23 protein-coding genes are annotated in these 22,957 nt (G+C 37.1%); 18 read left to right on the top strand and 5 right to left on the bottom strand.

The genetic code is table 11. From position 1 onward, the window contains the following. Nucleotides 1-24 precede the first annotated feature (24 nt). Together MUN88_RS05955 and MUN88_RS05960 are read left to right on the top strand one after the other, a co-directional pair. Nucleotides 25-3,123 (top strand): type I restriction endonuclease subunit R, encoded by a 3,099-nt coding sequence (locus tag MUN88_RS05955; RefSeq protein ID WP_244722111.1) that lies wholly within the window; start codon nucleotides 25-27, stop codon nucleotides 3,121-3,123. Between the two features lie 12 nt (nucleotides 3,124-3,135). Then, nucleotides 3,136-3,861: a M48 family metallopeptidase gene (locus MUN88_RS05960; protein WP_244722114.1), complete on the top strand. Its 726-nt coding sequence runs from the start codon at nucleotides 3,136-3,138 to the stop codon at nucleotides 3,859-3,861. Between the two features lie 101 nt (nucleotides 3,862-3,962). On the opposite strand, the gene MUN88_RS05965 is transcribed toward MUN88_RS05960, so the two are convergent. After that, entirely contained in the window at nucleotides 3,963-4,451 is a 489-nt protein-coding gene (locus MUN88_RS05965; RefSeq protein WP_244722117.1) for a hypothetical protein, read from the bottom strand. A gap of 128 nt (nucleotides 4,452-4,579) precedes the next feature. Here MUN88_RS05965 and MUN88_RS05970 point away from each other — a divergent pair, with 128 nt between their 5' ends. From MUN88_RS05970 to MUN88_RS05985, 4 genes are all read left to right on the top strand, one after another. Beyond that, nucleotides 4,580-5,137, top strand: a complete 558-nt coding sequence (locus MUN88_RS05970) for a hypothetical protein (protein ID WP_244722120.1) — start codon at nucleotides 4,580-4,582, stop codon at nucleotides 5,135-5,137. Nucleotides 5,138-5,288: 151 nt separating this feature from the next. After that, a complete protein-coding gene (locus MUN88_RS05975) occupies nucleotides 5,289-5,702 on the top strand; it encodes a hypothetical protein (RefSeq protein WP_369809945.1) in 414 nt (137 codons plus the stop codon). A 73-nt stretch (nucleotides 5,703-5,775) separates the two neighbouring features. Then, nucleotides 5,776-6,690, top strand: coding sequence for a DUF6414 family protein (locus MUN88_RS05980; protein ID WP_244722123.1), 915 nt, complete (start codon nucleotides 5,776-5,778; stop codon nucleotides 6,688-6,690). A 15-nt stretch (nucleotides 6,691-6,705) separates the two neighbouring features. Next, the gene (locus tag MUN88_RS05985) at nucleotides 6,706-7,209 is read left to right on the top strand and encodes a hypothetical protein (protein ID WP_244722125.1); all 504 of its coding nucleotides are present in this window, start codon (nucleotides 6,706-6,708) and stop codon (nucleotides 7,207-7,209) included. A gap of 289 nt (nucleotides 7,210-7,498) precedes the next feature. Here the strand turns inward: MUN88_RS05985 and MUN88_RS05990 are convergent, their stop codons facing one another. Together MUN88_RS05990 and MUN88_RS05995 are read right to left on the bottom strand one after the other, a co-directional pair. Continuing rightward, complete coding sequence (locus MUN88_RS05990) at nucleotides 7,499-8,110, bottom strand: DUF421 domain-containing protein (protein WP_244722128.1); 612 nt, start codon at nucleotides 8,108-8,110, stop codon at nucleotides 7,499-7,501. A gap of 393 nt (nucleotides 8,111-8,503) precedes the next feature. Next, the gene (locus MUN88_RS05995) at nucleotides 8,504-9,805 is read right to left on the bottom strand and encodes a voltage-gated chloride channel family protein (RefSeq protein ID WP_244722131.1); all 1,302 of its coding nucleotides are present in this window, start codon (nucleotides 9,803-9,805) and stop codon (nucleotides 8,504-8,506) included. 318 nt (nucleotides 9,806-10,123) lie between these two features. On the opposite strand from MUN88_RS05995, the gene MUN88_RS06000 reads away from it, so the two are divergent. From MUN88_RS06000 to MUN88_RS06015, 4 genes are all read left to right on the top strand, one after another. After that, the gene (locus tag MUN88_RS06000; protein WP_244722133.1) at nucleotides 10,124-11,032 is read left to right on the top strand and encodes a LysR family transcriptional regulator; all 909 of its coding nucleotides are present in this window, start codon (nucleotides 10,124-10,126) and stop codon (nucleotides 11,030-11,032) included. Between the two features lie 107 nt (nucleotides 11,033-11,139). After that, nucleotides 11,140-12,264, top strand: a complete 1,125-nt coding sequence (locus tag MUN88_RS06005; RefSeq protein ID WP_244722135.1) for a 5-methyltetrahydropteroyltriglutamate--homocysteine S-methyltransferase — start codon at nucleotides 11,140-11,142, stop codon at nucleotides 12,262-12,264. Between the two features lie 313 nt (nucleotides 12,265-12,577). After that, nucleotides 12,578-13,051 carry a replication protein gene (locus tag MUN88_RS06010; protein WP_244722136.1) on the top strand — a complete coding sequence of 158 codons (474 nt, stop codon included), beginning with the start codon at nucleotides 12,578-12,580 and terminating at the stop codon, nucleotides 13,049-13,051. 255 nt (nucleotides 13,052-13,306) lie between these two features. Further along, nucleotides 13,307-13,636 (top strand): DnaD domain protein, encoded by a 330-nt coding sequence (locus tag MUN88_RS06015; RefSeq protein WP_244722138.1) that lies wholly within the window; start codon nucleotides 13,307-13,309, stop codon nucleotides 13,634-13,636. Nucleotides 13,637-13,656: 20 nt separating this feature from the next. Here the strand turns inward: MUN88_RS06015 and MUN88_RS06020 are convergent, their stop codons facing one another. Continuing rightward, a complete protein-coding gene (locus tag MUN88_RS06020) occupies nucleotides 13,657-14,604 on the bottom strand; it encodes a TRM11 family SAM-dependent methyltransferase (protein WP_244724345.1) in 948 nt (315 codons plus the stop codon). A 595-nt stretch (nucleotides 14,605-15,199) separates the two neighbouring features. On the opposite strand from MUN88_RS06020, the gene MUN88_RS06025 reads away from it, so the two are divergent. The 8 genes from MUN88_RS06025 (at nucleotide 15,200) to MUN88_RS06060 (ending at nucleotide 21,557) form a co-directional block, all read left to right on the top strand. Beyond that, nucleotides 15,200-15,571 carry a DUF956 family protein gene (locus MUN88_RS06025; protein ID WP_244722140.1) on the top strand — a complete coding sequence of 124 codons (372 nt, stop codon included), beginning with the start codon at nucleotides 15,200-15,202 and terminating at the stop codon, nucleotides 15,569-15,571. A gap of 569 nt (nucleotides 15,572-16,140) precedes the next feature. After that, nucleotides 16,141-17,106, top strand: a complete 966-nt coding sequence (locus MUN88_RS06030; protein WP_244722142.1) for a mannose/fructose/sorbose PTS transporter subunit IIA — start codon at nucleotides 16,141-16,143, stop codon at nucleotides 17,104-17,106. Nucleotides 17,107-17,147: 41 nt separating this feature from the next. Further along, nucleotides 17,148-17,954 carry a PTS mannose/fructose/sorbose transporter subunit IIC gene (locus MUN88_RS06035; RefSeq protein ID WP_244722143.1) on the top strand — a complete coding sequence of 269 codons (807 nt, stop codon included), beginning with the start codon at nucleotides 17,148-17,150 and terminating at the stop codon, nucleotides 17,952-17,954. A gap of 17 nt (nucleotides 17,955-17,971) precedes the next feature. Further along, the gene (locus tag MUN88_RS06040; protein WP_244722146.1) at nucleotides 17,972-18,883 is read left to right on the top strand and encodes a PTS system mannose/fructose/sorbose family transporter subunit IID; all 912 of its coding nucleotides are present in this window, start codon (nucleotides 17,972-17,974) and stop codon (nucleotides 18,881-18,883) included. Between the two features lie 137 nt (nucleotides 18,884-19,020). After that, complete coding sequence (locus MUN88_RS06045) at nucleotides 19,021-20,037, top strand: Gfo/Idh/MocA family oxidoreductase (protein ID WP_244722151.1); 1,017 nt, start codon at nucleotides 19,021-19,023, stop codon at nucleotides 20,035-20,037. Between the two features lie 269 nt (nucleotides 20,038-20,306). Next, complete coding sequence (locus MUN88_RS06050; protein WP_244722152.1) at nucleotides 20,307-20,477, top strand: hypothetical protein; 171 nt, start codon at nucleotides 20,307-20,309, stop codon at nucleotides 20,475-20,477. A 396-nt stretch (nucleotides 20,478-20,873) separates the two neighbouring features. Beyond that, nucleotides 20,874-21,047, top strand: coding sequence for a hypothetical protein (locus MUN88_RS06055; RefSeq protein ID WP_244722155.1), 174 nt, complete (start codon nucleotides 20,874-20,876; stop codon nucleotides 21,045-21,047). Nucleotides 21,048-21,206: 159 nt separating this feature from the next. Continuing rightward, a complete protein-coding gene (locus MUN88_RS06060) occupies nucleotides 21,207-21,557 on the top strand; it encodes a DUF4260 domain-containing protein (protein ID WP_244722157.1) in 351 nt (116 codons plus the stop codon). Between the two features lie 229 nt (nucleotides 21,558-21,786). Here MUN88_RS06060 and MUN88_RS06065 read toward each other — a convergent pair whose 3' ends face one another. Then, complete coding sequence (locus MUN88_RS06065; protein ID WP_244722159.1) at nucleotides 21,787-22,917, bottom strand: hypothetical protein; 1,131 nt, start codon at nucleotides 22,915-22,917, stop codon at nucleotides 21,787-21,789. Nucleotides 22,918-22,957: the final 40 nt, after the last annotated feature.

Genomic DNA, 22,957 nt, shown 5'->3' on the forward strand with positions numbered 1-22,957 from the left:
AGAGTTTAAGTGGAGGTGTGAACGATGCCAAGTGGAAGTAGGTATGATGAACGGTATATTAGTCAGGAACCTGCTTTAGAGGTACTGCAGGGGTTAAACTATGAATATTTGGCTCCAGAACAAGCAGAAGAAATGCGAGATAATCTCCATGAGGTTTTGTTGAAAACGGTATTGGAAGATAAATTAAAAGAGTTGAATGCTTATGAGTATAAAGGGGATACGTATAAGTTTAGTAATTCTAATATTCAGCAAGCAATTCGTGACTTGGATGAACCGCTAACAAACGGACTTGTTAAAACGAACGAAAAGATATTTGAAACACTTATGCTTGGGCGTACTTATACAGAATTTCTGCCAGACGGTTCAAAAAAATCCTTCACGATTCAATACATTGATTGGGAGAACTTTGAGAATAATGAATTTCATGTAGTGGAGGAGTTCTCTGTTGAACGTATGGATGGGCGAGGGAACGTTAGACCAGATGTAGTGTTGTTTGTAAACGGAATTCCATTTGTGGTCATTGAGTGCAAAAAAGCATCAATATCAATGGAACAAGGCATTAGCCAGATGATTCGTAACCAAGGAAAAGATTACGCTCCACAATTATTTAAGTATGTCCAGATGGTGATGTCTACCAATAAAAACGAAACGAAATATGCAACATGTAATACACCTAAAAAGTTTTGGTCAGTTTGGAAAGAAGAGCAAGAGGATTGGTTGCAGAGTTGGTTAGAAAAAACGGTAAACGATCGTTTACCAACAATGCAGGATAAAAATATCGTATCCTTATTCCATCCTGAACGTCTATTAGAACTGACACACTTCTTTACCCTTTTTGATAAGGATGAAAAGAAAGTCACCCGTTATCAACAGTATTTTGCTATTAAAGAAATCCTAAAAACTATTGAAGAACGAGACGAAAATGGTAATCGGCAAAGTGGTGTAGTCTGGCATACACAGGGATCTGGCAAAAGTTTAACCATGGTTATGTTAGCAAAATATATCATGTCAGAGTTAGTGGACTACAATCCCAAAGTAGTTGTTGTAACTGACAGAGTAGAGTTAGATAAACAGATTCATAAGACTTTTACCCACACAAGGTTAAAAGCAAGTAGAGCAACAACTGGAAGCCATTTGGTTGATTTAATCAATGATAATAATGCAGATATTGTCACAACATTAGTCCATAAATTTGATACAGCTTCAACGAAACAAAAACCAGTGAAGTCTCAGGATATTTTTGTTTTGGTCGATGAAAGCCATAGAACTCAGTATGGTGAACTTCATATCAAGATGAAAAAGGTATTTCCAAACGCCTCGTATCTCGGTTTTACAGGAACACCATTGATGAAAAAAGAAAAAAGCACCATGGTTAAGTTTGGAAAACTTATTCATTCCTATACAATTGCAGATGGTGTACGAGATAAAACGATTGTTCCCTTATTATATGAGGGAAAAATGATTGGCCAGTCAGTGAACCAGCGTGCTATTGATAACCGCCTTAAAATGATTACTCGAAACCTGAATGATGAGCAAAAAGATGTAGTTATGAAAAAATGGAGCTTGTTTGAGAGAATTGCCTCGTCTAACCAGCGAATTAGTATGATTTCATTTGATATCAACCAACACTTCTTGGAGAACTACAAAACACAAGGCAGTCAATTTAAAGCAATGCTTGCAACGAATAGCAAGATTGAAGCGATTCGCTACTTGGAAGCATTTGAGGAGCTTGGAGATCTAAATTGTGCTGTTGTCGTCTCTCCACCCGATCAACGGGAAGGGTATGATGCTGTCGATGAAGAGTCAAAAGATAAAGTACAGCGTTTTTGGAAGAAAATGATGACACGTTATGGTACAGCAGATGCTTATGAAGAAGCAATTAAAGAGGAGTTCATTCATGGTGATGACATTGATCTATTAATTGTAGTTGACAAGCTCTTAACTGGTTTTGATGCCCCAAGGGCAACAATTTTATATGTAGACAAACCCATGAAGGAACACACACTCTTACAAGCAATTGCGAGAGTAAACCGTCTTTACGAAGGTAAAGACTTTGGCATCATTATAGACTATCGTGGGTTGTTAGAAAAACTTGATCAAGCCATGCAAATGTATTCAGGAGCAGGGTTAGAGAACTTTGATCCAGAGGACATTGAAGGTGCAATATATGATGTAATAAGCATCATTGGGCAGTTACGGCAAAACCATTCAGACCTTTTACAAATATTTGCTCCAATTACAAATAAGCAAGATACAGAGGAGTATGAAGTTTGGCTGGAAGATGATGAAAAGCGTAATGAATTTTACGACATTTTAAGTAAGTTTGGTCGTAACCTTGGAATAACATTAGAATCAGAGAAAGTGTATAATGCCTTGCCACCAGAAGAGTTAAAGAAATATAAGAAAGACTTAAAGTTTTATCAAGAACTTCGTAAAAGTGTTAAACTACGGTACTCAGATACGGTTGATCATAAAGAATACGAAGCAAAAATGCAGAAATTGATGGATAACTATATTTCAGCAGAAGATGTCATCCGAATCACAAACCCTGTAGATATCTTAAATGAACAGGCGTTTGAAGAAGAATTAGAACGATTAGATTCAAAGCGGGCAAAAGCAGATGCAATTCGTACTCGGTTGTCGAAAAATGTTAGCACGAAATGGGATGAAAACCCTGCTCACTATAAAAAGTTTTCAGAGCGTATTCAAGAAGCGATTCAAGAGTATAAGGATAAACGTATATCCGAAGCTGAATACTTGAATCGAATGAAAGATATTATGAAAGATTATCGTAAGGGGGAATCTACTGAGGATTATCCTGATGTTATCAAAAAGAACCAGAATGCCCAGGCATTCTATGGAGTAACCAGGGATATCATAAGTGAAGTTAAAGAACCCACGGCGAGTTACGATATTGGTGAGTTAGCTTTGAAAATGGATGGAGTCATAAAAGAACATCAAAAGGTAGACTGGCACGATAATATAGAAATTCATAATCGTATTGCACAGGAGTTAGACGACTTGCTTTATGATTTTTCAAAAGACCAAAACGTAGATTTAGATTTTAACACTATAGATAAAATCATCGAGCAGATAAAGACAGTTGCCCTAAGACGATATTAAGGTGTGAAAAACATGGGAAGACATCACATTCAATATGGAAACAAAACCATTGAATTCAGCATAAAGAGAAAAAACGTAAAGAATGTAAACCTTAATATAAAACCTGATATGACAATCGAGGTTTCAGCACATGAAGATGTTCCGTTAGAGTTTATATACGAGTTTATGAGAGGAAAACGGTCTTGGGTCTCAAAGCATGTAAAGAACTTTGAAAATGTGCAACCCCACAAACAAAGCGAAAGAGAGTATGTAAGTGGTGAATCATATAAATACTTGGGTAAACAATACCGTCTGCGTGTACAAAAAGCAGAGGAAGAAGAAACGGTAAAGTATTTCAGAGGGTTTATATATGTTTTTGTTAAGGACACCAACAATTTTAAGCGGAAAGCTAATTTAATGGAAGAATGGTATCGAGAGAAATCCCGTAAAATCTTTCAAGATTCGTTGGATAAGCTATATCCATCAGTTGAAAAGTACGGAATCAATAAGCCGTCAATGGATATCAAATCTATGAAGGCACGTTGGGGATCAGCATTAATTGAAACCAATACCATTTTACTGAACTTTAACCTTATCAAAGCACCAAAACATTGTATTGATTATGTCGTTTTACATGAGTTAATCCATTTTAAGTATAATGACCATAGTGATAAATTTTACAACATGCTCCATACTCTAATGCCAGATTGGGAAAAGCGAAAAGCAATCTTGGATGAAGAGATAGTAAGAGAATTGTAATTTTTTTGAACCTCTCAGCTAATCACAACATGATAGTACACCAGAAGGCAGTTCCTAAAGAATACAATTCAGGGAACTGCCTTTTTATTTTTACTATCAGCTCAACTGGAATATTGATCGGTAAAGTCGAGGAGTAATTGAGCGATAATATCTTGGAGTCTTAGGTGAGGAAATTCTTCCTTGCATGTCGTGGCAAAGTCAGTGTAGATATCATCTGAAATACGGAAGTTCTTTGTTGCAGTTTTAGAAGAGGATCGATAAATACGCTTGTCCAAGTGAAAGTCATTGTTATCCATGTTACTTTCAACTAATGATTTCAATATGGAGAAGTTTTCCTTAATATACTCGAATTCATCATCAGGGTTAGATGTGTCAGGAATTTGCTTTTCATCTCGAACAAACTTGTAGTATTGATTGTCACGTTTGATATACACGTAATCATCTTCCTGCATCAATTTCGTAAAGGTTGAGTATTTAATACCAAGATGATCTGCAACCTTTTGTAGGTCTGTGCCTTCCTTTTTAAGAAGGTCATTCACTGTTTTTACACGTTGCTTGCTACTTACGGTAGAGAACTTGTCTTTGTTCATAGGTACACCTCCTATCAAATTGTTTCTATATGTTAGTAAATTAACAATAGATTTATTCAATTAAATCATGAAAAGTTCGGGGTGGAGTAAGAGTTTGTAAAAATATAAATCAATGGGAGTGTTATTAAATGGGAAAAGTTGTATTAACTGGTAATGGGTTATCGGTAGGTTTGAATAAAGGTTTTGGATTGGAAAATATTACTGAAACGTTTTTTAACAACTTATCATCTGAACATCAGAAGTTTGTTCAACATCATATGGATAGAATACAAAAGGGAAAATACGTTCAAGTTGATTTTGAGGAAGCGATTGCAAGTATTGAACAAGTTCATGATTCTCTTGATAGCTATGTAAACTTCTTGCTAAACGATAAAGAAGGTCAAAAATATCTCAAAACAGAAGGTCTAACAGTTGATGAAATACAGAATCACCTAAATAAGATAAAAGAAATCATTCTTTCTTACACGGCCTCAATAATAGAAATTATAGATGGAAATGTGCATTGGGATCAGATAGGAGAAAAGTTATCTGGTTTCGTAAATTGGTTGCAAAAAGAGCTATCACAAGAACGAGATGAAGTTGATTTATTCACACTGAACTTTGACCTTTTGTTAGAAACAATCTTATTAAGGATAGTTGGATCGGATGAATTTACGGACTTCCATGTTAAGTCGTGGAACTTATAAAGGTCACGACAAATTTAACTTTGATCCCCAACAATCGCTTATGGATTATGGTCATAGAAGGATTCGCTTACATCATTTACATGGGTCTCTATCATCTTTCAAAAGGTTATCTGACGGGAGGATCTTTAAACAAAGGACTGAGGATATTAGGTTGTCTGATTTGTACAGAGAGATGAATACGAATGAAATGTTTCCTTCAATAATAACAGGAGGGTTTAAGAGCAAAAAAGTTCAAATGCTTCCGTTTAGCCATTATTACGGTGAGTTTAAAGAGAAGATGGTCGATCCAGAAAACCCTTGTGATGAACTGTATATAATCGGTTATAGTTTTCGGGATGATCACATTAATCAATCGATTAGTGAACGTTTAAAAATTCATAGATCCAAAAATGGAAAACCTTTAAATCGTTTTGTAATAGTAGACTACAAGATGGAAGAGGAAGAACAGGACAAGTTCATAAAAGAAGTAAATAAGGCATTAGGGTTGGGGAAGAAGACAAAGCTAACCAAAGAAAGTGGAGTTTTCAACTTCTCAGGTGCCGATACAATTGAAGAATTTATGTGAAATTAAGAAAAGTATTATAAAAAATAGATTCTAAGAATTCATTTATTAAGATGAAGAAGGGTGGGTTTTACGTATGGAAAATCTTTTTAGGGATTTTGTCTATATGGATACAGAAAGGCTCAAATCAATTGTCGCTCAATTGAATAAAGGGCTGATAGAGAGTACATCTACAACTATCACTGATAGTGATGAAAGTAAATTAAAAGCAGGGGTAGATATATTAAAGATATTAAAACTTGGGAGCGAGAATTCTATTCTTTGGCAAAATCAAGCTACTGAAAGTCACACTATGCATGACTATTTATATAACCTTGCAGAAACATCATTAAATGAAAAAGGATTGCTAACGAATATACCAGGAGATTTTACAGAAGAGGATTTGGTGAATCCAGAAGTTGACAAAAGTTCCTTAGATTCAACATCATTTGTTTTAATCAGAGGAAAAACAATTATTAACGATTTCACTTATATGCAAAGAATTTTAGAAAACTTTGACGATATCTTAAAGTCTATTATAACGGGTGAGCAATCAGCTGATGCAAGTTTTGAAAATGCTTCACAAACTCAAAGAAACAAAAAAGTACAAGATAGGATCAAAGATTATAATATGCCTAAGGATATTAAAAAGGCATTGCAAACCTTTTTAGAAAACTTTTACAAAGATAGAGTAGTGATTAAAAATATACCCTTTGAGGAAAAACCTAACTTTCGTTTTGTGGGAACATTGAATCAAACCTATTTGAGGGAAAGTATAGAGAATATAATTTACAAATATGGAACAGCACCACAAGATGATTGGTATATGTTTGCTCAAATTGCCTCGATACCAGAAAAAACATCAAACAACATAGACATATCCTATAACCATAATGAACTTGAAAAAGGTATGCACACAGTATTCGATGCACTAAGAGATATCGAAAAAGCAGGCTTGTCGATTTCATTTCCTGAAATAGCAGTAACACCTATAGCGATTTATCGTCAGTAAAAGGGGTGTGGGAAAATGTCAAAACAATTTTATGATTATTTAATAAGGTTGAACGAATATGATCGAAGAATAAAACTAAGTGACACTCTTGCAATAAGTCTTATGGAGTTTAAGTCACATTGGGAAAAATTCGCAAGTGAATTTCGGTTTGCTTATAGGAACCTGGTAATTGATTTTAATAATGATGTGGTTACTATAAAGATAGAAGGTAATGAAAATATAGCTTTTGTAGCTAATCTTATTGATTTTAACGATGAGAAAATATTAAAAAGTATTACAATGTTTGCTTCGGGTGATGGGACTCCCCAATCAGGTGCTAACATGTTTATTGCGATTGGAGTCCTAATTGCAAGCCTAAATCCTCATGAAAATGCAGAGTTTAGGAAGAAAATATTTAAAGAATTAGGTATCAATGATATAAAAATTGGGACAAACAATGCACTTATAGTGAATGACTTTAAATATGCAATCAGTCTCACGCAAGAAACTGGATTGATGTTTTCGGTATCAAGAGTATAGAAAAAGACGAGAGATTTGAAACTCTCGTCTCGTTTTTTTGCCTCTTAAATTACCACGGTGAACCGTATCATAAGTAAATGAGGTTGAGAAGGGTAAATTTATCCGGTGGTAATCTATAATATATTTATTTTTTAAACGTAGACAATGGAGATAACAGGAAAACAAAGATTCCGTTTTCCTGTTATCTCCAAGAGGAAAGACACAGTCGAACCAAAAATTCTCCTGAAGAATATCCCTTTACCAAGAATGTAAATTATTATGCCCTAGTTGAAATCATTTATCATTGCTCTTAATCAAGATTCTCTTTAGGTTTTTCTTTATGCTTTCTGTTTTTAACCTCAGTAAATATGTTATCTGACACAATTGCTTGAGTTGTTGATGTTCCATTCGGAGGATTAGATTGATTTGATTCAATCAGCGATTTCAGCATCTGAATATCCTCTTTAGTAGCGTATTGTTTGTCAGACTTTAACATATATCCTAACTGACCGTTTGATTCTATTGTAGCCCATTGTAAATCAGTAAAATGCTGGATGTTTTGTTGTCTCATTCTTACTTCAAGCATATCAACCGTTAACCGCAGCTTTTTCAAATTGCTTTCATTAACTTGGCCGTTTTCGACTACTATAAGTGATTTTCCATAAATAAAAGTCTCAAGAGCATTCGATTTCAAAACGATATACTCAATAAAGAGAAGTGTACTCACCATTAGAAATGTAATCACCATTGTAATCCAAATGTTCCTGTCGCCAACAGGTTGAATAATCAATGACCCAACAGCTATCATTATGACAGTCTGAGCAACCGTAAGCTGTGAGATTGATTTTCTTCCAGCTAACCGCAAAATAAGGACTCCTCCAACGACGACTACAATAGCTTTCCATATGAAGTGTAAATCCAAAAATATCCCCTCTTTTCAAACAATATATCAATGCTGCTTTGCGGTGGCCCCTTCTATTTATTAAGAAAGGGGCTGTTTTCTAAAAGGTTGTTGTTTTTTAATGTTTTTAATCCCGCTGTCTATAGCAACAAAGTTTACGGAAAGAACCATAAATAAAATCCCTATATAAAATGTTTGATATCAATTGCACTGTTTTTATTGTGGATTATATCCTTTACTTTATTCACTATTCTTTAAAAGTTAACCATACTCGATCTCAATAGAAGTGAAATAAATCGAGACATATACAAGGTAATGGTGAAAAAGTAATATACCGTTTTTTAAGTAAATATTCTGTAGTGAGGTGTCTTTATACTAGAACCATAATAGTATCCTTTTTTTACGTCTAATTTTCTAAAGTTTTTTCTTTTTTTCCACATTTTCAATAGTTTCTGCGTGGGAGATATTATATAACCTGCTCTTAGGTTCATATATTTTTTGAGAAGGCCATAGTCCATGATGTCCTGAAAATAGATAACTGACTAAACAAGCAACAAAAAAGTACTCTAACCCTTTCCCATCAAACATTTCCATTGCCAACAGAAAAGCTGCTATAGGGGTATTAGCACCTCCACAAAAAGCAGCGATTAATCCCAATGCAGCAAGAAATGACATAGGTAAATCCATGAACGTGTGTAAGGTATTACCTAATGTTGCACCGATAAAAAATAGAGGGATGGCCTCCCCGCCAACAAATCCGCTTCCGAGAGTTACTGCTGTAAATACCAGCTTGGCCAGGAAAGCAAAGGGAGGGACTTCTTCTTTAAAAGATTGTTCCAACATCTCTAATCCCCGACCATTATAGTCTTGTGAACCAACAATCAATGTTAATACTACAATAATGATTCCTCCAAAAAAGGCTCTCTTCATATGATTTTTTTTGAAAAGTTTCTCAGAGAAATTTTGTATCCCGTGTCTCAACTGACAGTATAAAACACTGATCAGGCTGAAAATAACAGACATAAGAATAACTTTTAGAAATGTAATAATAGATATTTCTGGAACGTGCTGTATAATAAATTCTTCATGTTTATGCCCCCAAGATGCTGTAGTTATATAGTGACCAACAAAGCTAGCCACAAGACAAGGAACAAGTGCTTCAAATTTCAGCTTTCCTAAAGCTGCCATTTCCATGCCAAAAACAGCACCAGTAATAGGTGCTCCAAAGGCAGCCCCAAAACCAGCACTTATACCGCTCATAATTAAAATTTTCTTGTCGAGTCTGTTTACCTTGAAAAATTTGCTGACCGCTGCAGCTACACTTCCTCCCATTTGGACAGCTGCACCTTCTCTTCCTGTTGAACCACCAAAAAGTACTGTGATAAAAGTTCCGAAATAGACGATAGGTCCCATTCTTCGCGGAACCTCTTTTTTTCCATGAACTGAGTCTATTACGAGATTATTTAATTCAGCAGTGTCATTCAAAGTATTATTCAAAAATACCTTTCCGTAGTTCATATATAAGTATCCTATGATAATTCCTCCAAAGGGGAGAAGGAAGATAAGCCAATCTTTTTTTGCTCGTATATTATCTCCTAGATAATCATTTATCTCTAAAAGAAAATTTGTTGCCGAACCGACAACTATACCAATTATGCTTCCAAAGAAAATCCATTGACCAAGAATTGAAAAAAAGTTTTTATACTTTAACTGCATTTACCAAATCACCTCATTTCTAACGTTTTAGGAATATCGATTCTATTTTTGCCTACTGTATTAAAATTTATTAAAATAAAGTAATGAATAACTAATTATGAAAGGAGGAAAAAGATCAAATCCATAATTTCAGTTTTAATAAAGATGGTTTTACATATTAATCTAAAAAACCTCACTTAGATTTATCACAAAGAACCTATCACAAGTAAATGAGGATTTTAACTAACTTTCCATTCCTATTCAAGTGGCACGTGTGAAATCTTAATATGCCAGGAATCCTTTATTGATTTAAACAGAACATCCAAAGGAAGATCAAAAATGACACTACTCCAACTAAAATACGTAATTGAAGTAACAAGAAGTCGCTCCATCAGTCAAGCAGCACAAAATTTGTTTATTAGTCAGCCGAGTCTTTCCAACGCACTAAAGGAGCTGGAGAAGGAAATCGGGATTACCATCTTTTCACGTACCAATAAGGGCATTGTGATTACCCAGGAAGGCTCGGAGTTTTTAAGGTATGCAAGGCAGGTCGTTGAACAGGCGGAGCTGCTTGAAAATCGCTATTCCAATAAACGATTGCCTAAGCAGCATTTCTCCGTGTCAGCACAGCATTATTCCTTTGCAGTGAGCGCCTTTGTACGGTTACTAGAAGACTATAACCTAGAGGAATATGAGTTCATGCTCAGGGAAACGAAGACGTATGAAATTATCGATGATGTGCAGAAGCTGCGTAGTGAAATTGGTATTTTGTATGTAAATAATTTTAATGAGAAGGTGATTCATAAGTTTTTAAGAGAAGGGAATTTAATATTTCATGAGCTATTTGAAGCAAAACCACACGTCTTTGTTAGTTTTAGAAACCCGCTTGTGCAAAAAGAGTATGTAACATTAGAAGATTTAGTTCCTTACCCATATTTGTCTTTTGAACAAGGCGATTATAATTCTTTTTATTTTTCGGAGGAGATTTTAAGTACGCTTTCCAGACCTAAAAACATTAAAGTAAGTGATCGTGCGACATTATTTAATTTATTAATTGGATTAAATGGCTATACGATTTCGACAGGAGTTATTAGTCATGAATTAAATAATGATATTGTGGCGATTCCTTTGAGGGTGGGCGAACGTATTAACGTCGGCTATATTACGCATAAGAATGTACCAATCAGTCAATTGGCCGATACCTATATTCAGTATGTAAAAGAGACTATAGCTGAAGAAGGATCTTAGATATAGTTTAAAGCTATAGCGGATGATAGACTATGAGTGTTACATTATAATAGTGTTTCTATGATATACTAGATCAATCATTCTATACAGAAGGAGCGGGATGCACGATGACAAAAACATTGGTTAAAGCACCATTCAGAGCCGATCATGTAGGCAGTTTTTTAAGAACGGAGCCGATTAAAGAGGCAAGACAAGCCTATATGAATGGAAAGATTGAACAAGATGCGTTAAAAGCAATAGAGGATCAGGAAATTGAGAAACTGGTAAAAAAACAAATAGAAGTAGGACTGAAGTCAGTCACAGATGGCGAGTTCAGACGTTCCTGGTGGCATTTAGATTTCTTAGCTGCTTTAGAAGGTGTAGAACTTTTCGAAGCGGAATATATCAGTAACTTTCAAGGTGCAAAAACAAAAAATAGTGCGATTAAAGTAGTCGATAAAGTCGCTTTTCATCAACATCCTATGGTAGAACATTTTACGTTTTTGAAAGAAGCTGTAGATAAATATGGTGATGGCAGTCAAGTTGCGAAGTTTTCTATCCCTAGTCCCAATATGCTATTTACGAGAATGCAAGGTGATGAGTTTTACAATAGAAACACGGAGCAATTCTATACAGACACAGTAGCAGCTTATAAACAAGCAATCCAAGCGTTCTATGATGCAGGCTGTCGCTATTTACAATTAGATGATACCTCTTGGATTGATTTTGTTTCGGAAGAGCGTATCCAGGCAGTTGTTGAAAAAACAGGGCAGGAATTGCAGGATATTATCGATGCTAGAGTTCGTTGTATCAATGATGCTATTTCAGAAAAACCAGCAGATATGACGATCACCATGCATATTTGCCGTGGAAACTTTAAGTCTACGTATATTACCAGCGGTGGCTATGATCAATTTTCCGATGCGATATTTGCCAACTTACATGTAGATGGACTTTTCTTAGAATATGATGATCACCGTTCAGGAGATTTTGAACCTCTAAAAAGCTTTAAACAAAATGAACAAACAGTTGTTTTAGGGTTAATTACATCTAAATTCCCGGAATTAGAAAATCCGGAGAAGATTAAAGCTAGAATAGCCGAAGCAAGCGAGTTGATTCCTTTAGAAAACTTATCCCTTAGTCCGCAGTGTGGTTTCTCCAGTACGGAAGAAGGAAATATTATTACAGAAGAGGAACAATGGAATAAGATCAAGCACATCATCAACATTGCAGAAGATGTATGGATTGATTAAATCGTTAAATACCAGAACCTATCCTTGATGAAGGGATAGGTTCTATTGTTTCAGATTTGTGTGGGTCAATTCATAGTATGCCGCACTTCTCCAATTAACTATGCCCCTCCTTAAAAGAGACAATAATTCAAAAAAAGTATACTATTTAGTTCAAGCAATGATAAAATGCGATTTTCTGAAGTGAAAATCCTATTTTGTATAGCAAAAAATCATTTTTTCTTGTATGTTCACAGAAATACGGTTAGATGACACATTTCTCGTCTTTTGCTATGGTAAAAGCAACCATGGTTTAAAAGAGGAGAGGGGAATGAAGATGGCAGAACCACAATTAGAAAATGGGCATATACGAATCGCGAATGATTTATGGAATGAAATACTAAGACGTAATTTTTCCAAAAGGCAATTGAATCTCATTCTATTCATCTGGAGATTATCATATGGAACTGGTCAAAAGGATTGTGTGATACCGAACTTTACACATTTTGAAATCGCCGGTATGTATAAACAGGATGTCAAAAAAGAATTAACCTTTTTAGTAGACTGTGCAGTGCTTGACTGGGAACAGGAAACCATGGTGTTTTCTATAAACAAAGATTATCATCACTGGCAAATCACTCCTAACAAAAAATGGAACAATGACCTTTTTACGCAGCTTATACATACAAACCTTCAAAGAAAAAGGCAGAAAAACGCTACGAATTCAACCTCACAAACAAAGAAACGACATGCTCCGAAGAACCATAAAGTAGGTAAATTACTGACTATGCAAAAGGCTATCGGTAAGTAACATACGAACCTTCAAGTTAGTAAAACACTTACCAGAAGGGAACGAGAAAGCTTTCTTATCAAGCGATCCAGGCTCTCTAAAGACAAAGGGAAAGACAGAAAAGATGAAAGACATAAAGAATTGTAATAGTAATAATAGTGACAAGGCATTTAGTGAATTGATTCATTTTTATCGTGATAACTTGCGAAGAGGTGTAAGTGAATCGCCATTTAATCATAAACTGTTAAAGCGGTGGTATGAGGATATGGCTACGACTTGTTGTTTGCTGCAATGAAAATCGCTGCGAAGGCAGAAGCCAAAGGCGTGAAATATATGGAGCGAGTGCTGGTCAATTGGACAGAAGCAGGTGTGGAGTCGCTCGAGGATGTGCGACGGTTGGATCAACAGGCTAAAAAAAGACAAAGAACGAAGCCCTATCAGCAAAAGCCTGGTTCCAATAAGCGTGATATTGTACCAGATTGGTATGTGAAGCACAAAGGCCAGCGATCAGTGAAGAGCGAATCAGCAAAGACAGAGGAGGAAAAGAGACGGAGTGCTGATGAAATGGATCGGTTGTTGGCGGCGTATTTAGCTGGTCAGGAATAGGTGGGAGCACCCCAGTTCCTCTATTCACAAACCATTACCTGTCGTGAGAAAAGAGCTTTTAACCCTTTATGAGCCGCACATCGATCGACGATTGTAAAACCAGCGGTCGATATCATTTCATCCATGTCTTCGATGGTAAGAATCAAAATTCTATTCGCTATTCTTCTTGCATGCTTGATGATAGCAAATTGCTCCGCCGGTGTAGCGGGAGAATAAAGGTTGTAGGGCATATCAATAATTGCCACATCAAAATAGCCTTCTTCCTTAGCGATATCTTTAATCTCTACGGTTGTGTCATAGCTGAAATAAGTAATATTTTCTCTGGTACCTTTTACTGCTAATGGATTGCGGTCAGAGCCAACAATTTCGATCCCCATGGACAGTGCTTCGACAAGTACCGTACCTATTCCGCAGCATGGATCGATTACACGGACACCTGCTGGGTCTGGAACTGCGATATTGACGACTGCTCTGGCCAAGCGCGTGCTTATTGCTGTCGAGTATTCATGAGGCTTCTTCACATGATGCAGCCAGACAGACTCGCTTTCCTGGTGGACACCAAAATACCAGCGACCTTGAAACGGCACAATACCAAAAAGGACATCAGGATTTTTCATCTTGGCCTTTCCAATGATATTCCAGCCAATTTCTTTTTCAATCATCCGTTGTTCGTCAAATTCTATTTTTTGTTCATTAGAAAGGTCGTTTATTTTTAGGTAAGTCACCTTAAAGGTTTGGTTACCAAGCTCGATTTGGTTGACCCGTTCAGCAATGGCCTGAACGGATTTACCTGAGAAAAGCACCGAAAGTTTCCCCTTTATAAACGGGCTCCTGCTTGGATCGATGTTTCTTGTGCTTTGTATAATGTTCGCTGATTCTTCTCCGAAGAGCGCTCTTTGCTCTAATGCACAGAGAGAGCTTTCTTCGAGAGCATGTGTGTAGGTGTACAGGTATTCGGAGTCTTGCATGTTAAGTTTTGTCATGTATTAGATTAGCCTTTCTTTAATACGAATTAATTTAGATTACATCCATTATATCTTATATACAGGCTTAGTGCTTTTTTTAACCTGATACACAAGCCTTTATTCTATATGCAGCAGATCATTATGTATTAAAGTGGTATATATAGTTAGCTGCCGATCAGAAAAATTATTTGGAGGTCATATAGGATGAAACATACTGCTTTATCGTGGGAAAAAGTTTTTAACGACAACGCCATACACACGATTACTGGTGATGTAAGGGTGATCGAAGCATTCCCCATCCCAAAACTTTAAACAGAGCGTAGAGTGTGGATCTATTTGCCAGGGCCACTGTTTAGTGATGCTTATCACTGGCTGATCCAGTCCTGATTAGGCTAGCCATAAAGAATGAAGCACACCTGTAAGTTCACTGTGCCGGACGATCGATTAACGCTAATGATATAGGTGAAGGGAACGTTTCCAAAACCCATCATCCCAAAATTTGATTAGAACCCCCCTAGACTTGGATAAAATAGAAAATGATTGCATGTTTTATCTTTTTGCAATCATTGTATGAAGCGAAAGAAAAGGGGCATGACAAATGGTTCAATCAATCAATACAAAAGTTGATTTGGTAATGGATGCAACCTCACACTTAAGTGTTTCGGACTATGGACAGATTATGATTGGCGATAAAGGATTTGAATTCTTCAATAAACGTGATGCTCGCAAGTTTATTCAAATTCCTTGGGAAGATGTAGATTACGTGATCGCCTCTGTTCTGTTCAAAGGAAAATGGATTCCACGTTATGCGATCCAGACAAAACGGAATGGAACATATACCTTTTCGTCTAAAGATCCCAAAAAAGTTTTTCGGGCGATTCGTACATACGTTGATCCGGATCATATGGTCCAGTCATTAAATTTCTTTGATGTAATCAAACGCGGATTCAGGAGTAAGTTAAACAAGTAAACGTTTATTCCACGTATTTTGGTTTTTGTGAATAAGCGGGTTTTATATAATTTGCTAAAAGGATGGATTAAATGATCCTAAGGGCAGCATTCTGCCTTTAGGATTATTTAATCCTTTTTTATGTGTTAGTAAGCTTATGGTTTGTATCGTTTAAGTGGGAAAGGGGACAAAAGAGATGAGAGTAGTGAAGAGATTTGTATCGTTTAATTGGAAAGGAACCAAAAGAGGTGAGAGTAGTGAAGAGATTTGTATCGTTTAACTGGGAAAGAAACCAAAAGAGGTGAGAGTAGTGAAGAGATTTGTATCGTTTAACTGGAAAGGAGCCAAAAGTAGGGAGAGTAGTGAAGAGATTTGTATTGTTTAACTGGAAAGGAACCAAAAGTAGGGTGTTGCAAGGCTGGTTTTGTCTCCTTGAAGTAGAGCGTAGCCATTCACTTCGTATCCGGCGGGACGTGTCCCCCTGAATCCGAAGTGAATGACTGAATATTTCTAATGCAATTATAATTTTTATCCGATTGTTGGTAATGCTATTGTATATAAACTTTAACAATAAAAAAGGAGGTAAAGGGATGGTAGGGATTATCATTGCTACTCACGGTGAATTTGCCAATGGTATCTTGCAATCTGGGGGAATGATCTTTGGAGAACAAGAAAATGTAAAAGCTGTTACATTGATGCCGAGCGAAGGACCTGATGATGTAAAGGCAAAAATGCAAGAAGCTATTGCCTCTTTTGACAACCAGGATGAAGTATTATTCTTAGTTGATCTTTGGGGTGGGACTCCCTTTAACCAAGCAAACAACTTGATGGAAGAGCACAAAGATAAATGGGCAATCGCTGCAGGTGTAAATTTAGCAATGTTGATCGAAGCTTATTCATCACGTTTTTCCATGGACACTGCACACGAAATTGCTTCACATATTTTGGCCACAGCAAAAGAAGCAGTGAAGGTGAAGCCGGAAGAATTAGAACCGGAAGATGCCGCTGCATCAGCCGCCCAGCCATCTAATTCAGGTGAGCCTGGTAAATTTGAATATGTGTTAGCACGCATTGATTCTCGTTTGCTTCACGGCCAAGTAGCGACTGCTTGGACCAAGAATACACAGCCCACACGTATCATCGTTGTATCTGATGAAGTAGCGAAGGATGACCTTCGTAAGAAATTGATCCAGCAGGCTGCTCCTTCAGGAGTAAAGGCACATGTTGTTCCGATCAATAAAATGATTGAACTTGCACAGGATGATCAACACTTTGGTGGTCAGCGTGCATTACTTCTATTCGAAAACCCGCATGACGTACTTCGAGCCGTTGAAGGTGGTGTTCCACTGGAGACCATCAATGTTGGTTCGATGGCGCACTCAACTGGTAAAGTTCAGCCGAATAAAGTGTTGGCCTTTAACCAAGCAGATATCGATGCGTTCAAAAAGTTGAAAGAAGCTGGTATGCAATTCGATGTCCGTAAAGTTCCAAATGATTCAAAAGGCAATATGGATGACATTCTCCAACGGGCTCAAGCGGAGTTGAACAAACAGTAATAATCCTAATTGTCAGATCAAAAGGAGGATTAAGAATAATTATGGAATTAACTATTATTCAGATAATATTAGTTGTTATCGTAGCATTTTTAGCTGGTATAGAAGGGATCTTGGATGAATTCCACTTCCACCAGCCTATTATTGCCTGTACGCTAATCGGTTTAGTTACAGGAGAAGTAGTGCCATGCCTTATCTTAGGTGGTACTTTGCAATTAATCGCTTTAGGCTGGGCAAACATCGGAGCTGCCGTAGCGCCGGATGCTGCATTGGCATCCGTTGCATCGGCTATTATTCTCGTTTTAGGTGGTCAGGGTGAAGCTGGTGTATCTTCTGCAATCGCGATCGCAGTTCCACTTGCAGTTGCAGGCTTATTATTGACGATCATCGTCAGAACAATTGCAACCGCAATAGTCCATTTAATGGATGCTGCAGCTAAAGAAGGGAACTTCAGGCGAATAGAAATGTGGCATATTTTTGCTATTTGCTTGCAGGGGCTTCGTATTGCAATCCCAGCCGCATTAATTTTGGCTGTTGGTGCAACTCCGGTTAGAGAATTACTTCAGTCTATGCCAGCTTGGCTGACAGATGGTTTAGCAGTTGGTGGGGGCATGGTAGTAGCTGTTGGGTATGCAATGGTGATTAACATGATGGCTACAAAAGAAGTATGGCCATTCTTTGCGATTGGCTTCGTATTAGCGACTATTCCATCCATCACACTATTGGGTCTTGGTGCTATCGGTGTGGCTCTTGCCCTTATCTATCTGGCGCTAACGAAACAAGGCGGTTCAGGTGGTGGCGGAAATGGGAACACGGGAGATCCTATAGGCGATATTATTGATAATTACTAAAAGGAGGAGGATACAAAATGGCTAAAGAAATGAAATTGTCTAAAAGAGATCGCATTGCTATTTGGTGGCGGTCAACGTTCATTCAAGGTTCCTGGAACTATGAACGTATGCAAAACGGTGGTTGGGCTTTTTCCATGATTCCGGCCATCAAAAGATTATATAAAACGAAAGAAGAACGTGCTGCGGCACTAAAACGTCACTTAGAATTTTTTAATACACATCCATATATAGCTTCTCCGATTATCGGTGTTACGTTAGCTCTTGAAGAAGAACGTGCAAATGGAGCACCTGTTGACAACAAGGCTATTCAAGGGGTCAAAGTCGGGATGATGGGTCCTTTAGCAGGTATCGGGGACCCGGTTTTCTGGTTCACGGTTAAACCGATTCTCGGCGCTTTAGCGGCTTCACTTGCTTTGTCTGGAAACATGCTTGGCCCGATTCTGTACTTTGTTTTATGGAATATCATTCGTATGGGCTTCATGTGGTATACACAAGAGTTTGGTTACAAAGCGGGTTCCAAAATTACCGAAGATGTATCTGGCGGCTTACTTCAGGATATTACCAAAGGGGCTTCGATACTCGGTATGTTCATACTTGGTGCATTAGTTAACCGTTGGGTAGCGGTATCCTTTACGCCGACAGTATCAAGAGTTGAACTCGACGAAGGTGCTTATATCGATTGGGATAATTTGCCGCCTGGATCAGAAGGGATTCGAACAGCATTAGAACAGCAAGCCGCTGGTCGTTCATTAAGTGAATATGATGTTACAACTTTACAAGATAACTTAGATAGCTTAATTCCAGGTTTAGCAGGGCTGTTAATCACACTTCTTAGCATGTGGCTGCTCAGGAAGAAAGTGTCACCAATTATTATGATTCTTGGCTTGTTCGCGCTCGGTATCATATTCCACGCAATAAACTTAATGTAAGCTAAATAGTCCATATAAATAGATAAGTATCTCCTGGCAGGTTAGACGAAGGGGGTACTTTTTCATACAAGGTTTTTTATGAAAATACTTAAACACAATGAAATTTATTACCCGTACAAATTTTCAGGAGGATGGCCATGCTTACTATCGGTTATATTGGCAATGGAAAAAGTACGAATAGATACCATTTGCCATTCGTGCTGCAAAGAGAGAATATAAAGGTAAAAACAATTTATCGGAGAAATCCTGAGCGTGATAGCTGGAATCGGATTGCAGGAGTACAGTATACTTCTGATTTGAATGCATTATTACATGACGAGGATATTCAACTTATTGTGGTGTGCACAAGGCATGATAGTCATTATGAATACGCAAAACAAGTGTTAGAACATAATAAACACTGTTTGGTGGAAAAGCCTTTTACGGAAAACTCGGAACAGGCGAAAGAAATATTTGCATTGGCTAAAGAAAAAGGCTTGATTGTCCAAGCGTATCAAAATAGACGTTTTGACAGTGATTTCTTAACGGTTCAGAAGGTTATCGAGGAAGGAAAACTAGGCGACCTGCAGGAAATGGAAATGCATTTTGACTATTTCCGTCCAGAAGTACCGGAGTCTGCCGATTCCTTTGATCCAGCTGTGTCCTTTTTATACGGCCATGCCTGCCATACCCTGGATCAGGTCATCAGCTACTTTGGCAAGCCGGATCATATCCATTATGATGTGAGACAATTACTGGGAACAGGAAGAATGAACGATTATTTTGATTTTGATTTATATTACGGCACGTTAAAAGTATCTGTAAAATCCAGTTATTTTAGATTGAAAGAAAGACCGAGCTTCGTCGTTTACGGAAAAAAAGGATGCTTTGTGAAAGAAACAAAAGATCGTCAGGAAGAACATCTAAAGTTGTTTTACATGCCATATAATTACGATTTTGGCGTAGATACCCTCAAACATTATGGTGTATTGACGTATGTGGACGAAGAAGGTACGATCCACGAAGAAAAAGTAAAATCCGTAGATGGTGATTATGGCATTGTATATGATGACTTATATGAAGCGGTTATAAATGGTAAAGACAAAACCATTCCGGACGAGCAGACAGTGTTGCAAATGGAAATATTAGAAACGGGAGTTAGAGACTTAGAGTGAAAGACAGGGTTCGTTATAGCAGATGGGGATACGTTTTGTACTCTATGCAGGTATCTGGGGATGGAATAAAATAGAAATTGGGAATCAGTAAACAATGTATTGTTTTAAGCGAAGTAATCTATACATAAAAAGCAGCACTGGATATAAGATTCAGTGCTGCTTTTTTATGTTTCATTTAACCAAGGTGAACTTTAGCAAAAGTGGGTTAACTGAAACTTTGCTCATATTTTTTCGTAACTACTATATCAATTACAAAGGGGATGACGGTTATGGCTTGTTATAGCTGTGGGGGAAAATCATTCATTGAAGCAACGGATTTTATCAACCTTCGACCGGTTGGTAAAAAGATAGCAATAGGATCAGAAAAAGTGTATACAGTCTGTCAAAACTGTGGAGAAGTGGTTTCCATTAAAGTGAAAAATGTTGAGAAATTAATATAGTATTTATTGGGTAGTGGCGTTGACTAATAAGAACTGAAAAAAGAGAACCCCAGATAAGTCTAACTGGTTCAGTTCTAGGAGAGAAAACAGTAAATTACACATCAAATAGAAGTACAAATCCGTATTAACACCTAAATTGATACTAAATAGCAACCCAATTAACAAGGAAACATAAACTTATGTACAACGTGAAATTAAGGTGATAGAAAGAGTGTTAATAGCTATGTTATTTTATATGTGATTGTGATGATACAAATGAGTTATTCTATTTTCTGAAAAGGTTTTCTGGGATTTTATGTTAAAATATATACAGAAAAAATAGAATGGACTTGTTCAACTAACGAGGCAGCAAAGTGCAACAAAAAGGTATATATTAATTCTTAGGAGGTTTTCATTATGGAATTTTGGGACTTTTCACTTGTTATGGTTATATTCGTATTTCTAGTTTGTATGGCAATTGGTTCTACATTGAATATATTATTTAAAATGACAATGAAAAGAGATTGGCTTATAACACTCTTAATAAGTATAGGTTTATCTATTGTAATAGTTCCGTTGGTAGCTGGATAGTAAGGAGAGGAATTCGAATCAATCTACATCATATTAGTTGTGGGTAATTTCATTAATGGGTGTGATTGTTCAATAAGAACAGTCGCTTCTTATGCTAAAGAAGGAGTTTAGTTGAAGAAGGATATTTCGAAAAAGGGAATTAAGAATGGAGGAATATAATTGAATAATAAAATTATTTTACACATAGAAGGGTTTGCCATTTTAGCATTAAGCCTTTATTTTTACGGGTATAGCCAATTAAGTTGGGTATTGTTTTTAATCCTATTATTAGTACCAGATATTTCAATGCTTGGATATTTATATAATAATAAGGTTGGTGCTATGCTTTATAATTTGTTTCATACATACAGTTTATCGATTGGTGTTGTTATCTGTGGACTAATATTATCAAACCAAACTATCTTGGCAGTCGGATTAATATGGTCAGCCCATATTGGAATGGATAGGATGATAGGATATGGATTAAAGTATCCAACAGAATTTAAAGACAATCATTTCAATCGTGTTTAATATTCTTTACTTGAATAAGTAGGGCTTTTTCACGAACGGATGCTTCAGTTGAAGAAGAAAATTAAATAATATGATAAAAACGCTCAGAAAATCTGAGCGTTTTTGTTTGCTGTTTATACTGCGAAATATATGCTAATCATTGTGTTATTTCTATTGTTATTAGCATTTTTCTCTCCCATCCGTTACTTTCCATACCTTATTATAACGTTCTTGTTCACTATTCCTTACATCACTGATAATTAATAATCGACGGATTCGGATCAAGCTTCAATACTTCTTCCGGACTTAGAACAGGATTATCTTTATCATAAAAGATTTTAAAGCCGCCGTATTGCACAGCCTCATTCCGTACGAATTTGCGATAGAGTGACTTCTTCGTGGATGCATCACCCCATCCATCATAGTTCAACGCGACTTCGACGTTTTCGGTCGGCTGGATGGCTTCTTTGTTTGTTAGTGCGCCGTCTATGAACTGGTGGACGAGGACGATTTTATCTGGTAAATTATTTTCTTCTACCATGTTCGTGAGATAGTCGACTGCTTTTTGTACTTCCGCACCATTCACTTGACCTAGGTCGATTCCCGGTGTTTCTCCTTCTTCTACATGGAATTCGGTATCAATGGCCAGGTGGACGTAAGGGAGCTTCAACCATTTCTCCAGTAATTTCACTTGATTCAGGACAGAGTCTGTTCCCAGCTGAACATCCAGCATTAGTAGCGCTTTATTTTCCTTTGCAAGCTTGGCATATTCGTCAATTTGCTCTGGTGAAGTCATGTGATAGTACTTCCCTTCAGATCCAGGATCCCGCTGCGCTACCGTTGAAATTAGCTCAATCGTTGGAATTGCAGGACGGGATGGGTCGGCATCTGAATACGCCTGTGTCTGTTCTTTTAGCTTTTTCATGAGCTCTTTGGGTTCCATTTCGCCAAGAATCCCCATATTGGTAGAATTCGGGTGACCATAATAGGCGACAAGTCGATGGTCCTTCAGTGGTCCGTCGGTTTGATCCTCTGCACCTTTTACCAAGGTTTCACCTACTGGCACCATTCTTGTACGATCTTCTCCATGAGCTTCGGCGCTCGGCATCTTTTCTAGCTCTTCTTCCGATAATTTATCTTGAAGAGACGTGGCATCTGCAGCTGGCTCTAGTGGTTCGTAAGGCTGAGGTGGCTTCGTTTCTTCTTCTTTTTCTTGTGGTTCTTCTGTTTCGTTCGTTTCTTCCTTCTTGTCTGTGGTGTCTTCTTCCGATTGCGTATTTTCGTTTTTCTCTCCCTTCTTGCTAGTAGAAGCGTCCTCTGAACAAGCGACAAGGAAAAAGACAAGGAGTACGCCAGAGAATAGCATGGATAATTTTTTCATGTTGTTCACTTCCTTATGTATAGTTTTTCTACTATCTTGC

The organism is Gracilibacillus caseinilyticus, assembly GCF_022919115.1.
Lineage (GTDB): Bacteria > Bacillota > Bacilli > Bacillales > Amphibacillaceae > Gracilibacillus > Gracilibacillus caseinilyticus.

Excerpts from the sequence above, each read along its gene's own strand:
- MUN88_RS05960 (WP_244722114.1), top strand. The coding sequence starts at position 3,136 with ATGGGAAGACATCACATTCAATATGGAAACAAAACCATTGAATTCAGC.
- MUN88_RS06055 (WP_244722155.1), top strand. The coding sequence starts at position 20,874 with ATGGAATTTTGGGACTTTTCACTTGTTATGGTTATATTCGTATTTCTA.
- MUN88_RS06045 (WP_244722151.1), top strand. The coding sequence starts at position 19,021 with ATGCTTACTATCGGTTATATTGGCAATGGAAAAAGTACGAATAGATAC.
- MUN88_RS05965 (WP_244722117.1), bottom strand. The coding sequence starts at position 4,451 with ATGAACAAAGACAAGTTCTCTACCGTAAGTAGCAAGCAACGTGTAAAA.
- MUN88_RS05955 (WP_244722111.1), top strand. The coding sequence starts at position 25 with ATGCCAAGTGGAAGTAGGTATGATGAACGGTATATTAGTCAGGAACCT.
- MUN88_RS06035 (WP_244722143.1), top strand. The coding sequence starts at position 17,148 with ATGGAATTAACTATTATTCAGATAATATTAGTTGTTATCGTAGCATTT.
- MUN88_RS06040 (WP_244722146.1), top strand. The coding sequence starts at position 17,972 with ATGGCTAAAGAAATGAAATTGTCTAAAAGAGATCGCATTGCTATTTGG.
- MUN88_RS06065 (WP_244722159.1), bottom strand. The coding sequence starts at position 22,917 with ATGAAAAAATTATCCATGCTATTCTCTGGCGTACTCCTTGTCTTTTTC.
- MUN88_RS05980 (WP_244722123.1), top strand. The coding sequence starts at position 5,776 with ATGGAAAATCTTTTTAGGGATTTTGTCTATATGGATACAGAAAGGCTC.
- MUN88_RS05970 (WP_244722120.1), top strand. The coding sequence starts at position 4,580 with ATGGGAAAAGTTGTATTAACTGGTAATGGGTTATCGGTAGGTTTGAAT.
- MUN88_RS06005 (WP_244722135.1), top strand. The coding sequence starts at position 11,140 with ATGACAAAAACATTGGTTAAAGCACCATTCAGAGCCGATCATGTAGGC.
- MUN88_RS06010 (WP_244722136.1), top strand. The coding sequence starts at position 12,578 with ATGGCAGAACCACAATTAGAAAATGGGCATATACGAATCGCGAATGAT.
- MUN88_RS05995 (WP_244722131.1), bottom strand. The coding sequence starts at position 9,805 with ATGCAGTTAAAGTATAAAAACTTTTTTTCAATTCTTGGTCAATGGATT.
- MUN88_RS06030 (WP_244722142.1), top strand. The coding sequence starts at position 16,141 with ATGGTAGGGATTATCATTGCTACTCACGGTGAATTTGCCAATGGTATC.
- MUN88_RS06020 (WP_244724345.1), bottom strand. The coding sequence starts at position 14,604 with ATGCAAGACTCCGAATACCTGTACACCTACACACATGCTCTCGAAGAA.
- MUN88_RS05985 (WP_244722125.1), top strand. The coding sequence starts at position 6,706 with ATGTCAAAACAATTTTATGATTATTTAATAAGGTTGAACGAATATGAT.
- MUN88_RS06050 (WP_244722152.1), top strand. The coding sequence starts at position 20,307 with ATGGCTTGTTATAGCTGTGGGGGAAAATCATTCATTGAAGCAACGGAT.
- MUN88_RS06025 (WP_244722140.1), top strand. The coding sequence starts at position 15,200 with ATGGTTCAATCAATCAATACAAAAGTTGATTTGGTAATGGATGCAACC.
- MUN88_RS06000 (WP_244722133.1), top strand. The coding sequence starts at position 10,124 with ATGACACTACTCCAACTAAAATACGTAATTGAAGTAACAAGAAGTCGC.